Here is a 1,792-nt window from a genome sequence, read left to right as displayed (position 1 = left end):
GTTTTTTCTCATGAAATCTCCTTTCATCTATATTAATCTATATTTATGCGCCGCCGTCGGCGCTTGCATTTTTCAATTACGGTCAAAAAACTTGCAAAAAGGCCTCGAAAGTCTGCAAAATTTCAAGGTAGGCTTGCAATCACACCTCGCCGAAGTATTTTGCCACGCCCTTTTCGAGGTTGTTTATCGCTATTGCCAGCTCGTCGAGACGCTTTTCCATGCGGATCAGCAGGTAGGCCGCCACCGCTATGGAAAAACCCGTCTGAAGAGTGGACGTCATAAATTCCTCCAAAAATTTCCCTCCCTTCGCTTAAATTACAGGAGCTTAAAGCCCTAGCGGGCATCTCTAAGCAACCCCGGCTTTCCTTACGTCCGCCTCACATTATGTAAGGCCGCTAGCCCGCCTGCAAACTGCAAACGCACTGCACTGCGCAGGCAACCCCCGTGGGCAAAACAGCCCGAAATCTTTCCGTCAAAAGGCCACCTTTAAGGGCGGCCTTTTGTCATCTATATCTACACCAGCTGAGTGGTGTCGGTCTCTATCAGTTCGGCCTTCACGATCCCCGTCGGGGGAATGCCGAATATGCTGTTATTTATTATGGTCTGCATGACCGACTCAACTTCTTCGGCAAGCAGCCCTTCCTTTACGTCGGACAAAGACAAAGTCCACGGCCCGTCTTCGGTCTCAAAGGTCATCCTAAGCCTTCTTACGTTTTTTGGCTCCAACGTTTCTCACCTCCTTTTCGATTATTCTGTCATTATGTTCCGCTTTGCGCTTGCGCGGCTGAAGCATCGGCTTTTTGCGTTATCGTATGCAATTAAGCCTTAAGCTTGTAAGTTTAAGCTTGTTATTGATGAGCATATTAGCTTAGATTTGTTAGTCTTAATCTTGTTAATCTTAAGCTTGTTAGTTTAAGCTTATTACCCTTGAACTTATTAGCTTAGAATAGTTAACCTTAAGTTTATTACCATTAAACTTTTTACCCTTAGATTTGTTAACCTTAAACTTGCTAACCTTAAACTTATTAGCTTAGACTTGTTAGCCTTAGACTTGTCAGCTTAAAACTGCTCGTCTTAAATCGCCTTAAACTTGCAAGATCGCACGGCCTGCCAGGCCATTCGGGCATTCTCAAGCCCAAGCAGTACGTTTAGCTCTTTCGTGTTATTTGCCTGACTAAAAAGTCGGCACCTACGTTAAACTATGCGTCGGCACCTACGTTAAGCTATGCGGTCCGTATCTACCTTTTGTGCCTCTACCAGGCCGTAGGGCAGCAAGCTTGCTATGGCCTGAGCCACGGTCAACACGTCTGACGCATCGGCTCCTACGTCCACGCCTGCGATGGACTTGCTCTTCAATTTAGGCTTTCCCCATTCGTCCGCACCGGTCTGAAGCCTAAGGGTCAGACGGCTGGCTATCGGTTGATAAACTGCCATGTTTTCACCTCCTTTCCTGTCGTGATGGATCTACTATAGAGGAAACAGATCCATTTCACAATACGCATAGTTAAAGGAATATTTGACATTTATAAATTTCACTTCTGTCTGCGGATTGTTGCGGCAACTTGCCTTGTCATGCTGCGACCTTGACATAAATGAGAGTGAACCTTTGTTTGTCCACTTTCGTCGACTTGCCTTGTCATGCTAGGCCGTTACGCGTGTACTATCTTTCACCCTACGACACCAAAGGCCCCGCACCCAAACGCAACCCAGTAAATTTACCTGCCCTTGAGCCTGCCGAGTAAATATATAAATAGATTTGCTTAATTTAATCCCATCCTGCGCAGATACGTTC

General features: G+C 46.1%; 3 protein-coding genes. All 3 read right to left on the bottom strand.

Annotation, left to right across the window (positions count from 1 at the left end; genetic code table 11):
* Positions 1 to 139 precede the first annotated feature (139 nt).
* Positions 140 to 280: a YvrJ family protein gene (locus Q7P41_RS05615; RefSeq protein ID WP_303882806.1), complete on the bottom strand. Its 141-nt coding sequence runs from the start codon at positions 278 to 280 to the stop codon at positions 140 to 142.
* Between the two features lie 233 nt (positions 281 to 513).
* Positions 514 to 726, bottom strand: a complete 213-nt coding sequence (locus tag Q7P41_RS05610; RefSeq protein ID WP_303882805.1) for a DUF2922 domain-containing protein — start codon at positions 724 to 726, stop codon at positions 514 to 516.
* 492 nt (positions 727 to 1,218) lie between these two features.
* Positions 1,219 to 1,434, bottom strand: a complete 216-nt coding sequence (locus Q7P41_RS05605) for a DUF1659 domain-containing protein (RefSeq protein WP_014807052.1) — start codon at positions 1,432 to 1,434, stop codon at positions 1,219 to 1,221.
* Between the last annotated feature and the right edge of the window lie 358 nt (positions 1,435 to 1,792).

Source organism: Acetomicrobium mobile (assembly GCF_937920065.1).
This window is presented reverse-complemented; position numbering and strand designations above follow the sequence as displayed.